The organism is Clostridium sp. CAG:43 (genome assembly GCF_000434655.1).
Lineage (GTDB): Bacteria > Bacillota > Clostridia > Lachnospirales > Lachnospiraceae > Otoolea > Otoolea fessa.
The window spans coordinates 38922-39819 of record NZ_FR895117.1 but is presented as its reverse complement, the minus strand read 5'-3'; the positions used below and the strand labels follow the sequence as shown (position 1 = coordinate 39819).

The 898-nt window shown below is 59.9% G+C and carries 1 protein-coding gene (running past one end of the window); it reads left to right on the top strand.

Annotated features, from left to right (window positions below):
- Window positions 1-898 carry part of the coding region annotated (locus tag QVO97_RS12185; protein WP_288189765.1) for a dihydroorotase on the top strand (this coding region is incomplete at its 5' end). Its footprint extends 291 nt past the window's final position, so 898 of the 1189 annotated nt are shown.

Sequence of the window (898 nt, the reverse complement as noted above, 5' to 3'; positions counted from 1 at the left end):
ACCGTCCATTCCGGCAGATGCCGAGGTGCTGGACGCAGAAGGGCTGATCGTCGCGCCGGGACTGGTGGACGTCCACGTGCATTTCCGCGATCCGGGTCTGACCTACAAGGAGGACATCGAGACGGGCGCGGCGGCTGCGAAGGCGGGCGGCTTTACGACGGTGGTCTGTATGGCAAACACGAAACCGGTTGCCGATACGCCGGAGATTGTCCGGTATATTCTGGAAAAGGGCGCGAAAACGGGAATCCATGTGGAAACCTGCGCGGCAGTCTCGAAGGGATTTCAGGGAAAAGAACTGACCGATATGGACGCCCTCAAAGAGGCGGGTGCGATCGGATTTACGGATGACGGAATCCCGCTGATGAGCGAAAAATTGGTCAAAGAGGCGATGGAGACGGCGAAACGCCTCAATGTGCCGCTCAGCTTCCATGAGGAGGATCCGGCATTTATTTTCAACAACGGCATCAACCGCGGTCCGGTGTCCGAGCAGCTGGGAATCGGTGGTTCCCCGGCGCTGGCGGAGGATTCGATGGTGGCGCGCGACTGCATGATCGCGCTTCACACGGGCGCAGATGTGGATATCCAGCACATCAGTTCCCGCAATGCGGTGCAGATGGTCGGCCTGGCGAAAAAGCTGGGCGCGCATGTCTGGGCGGAGGTGACACCGCATCATTTTACACTGGACGAGACGGCGGTTCTGGAGTACGGAACACTGGCGAAAATGAATCCGCCGCTGCGGAGTGCCGCGGATCGCGAGGCGTTGATTGAGGCAATCAAGGACGGCACGATTGATATGATTGCGACGGATCATGCACCGCACAGCGCCGAGGAGAAAGCAAAACCGCTGACCGAGGCGCCGAGCGGCATCATCGGGCTGGAAACCTCCCTGCCATTGGCG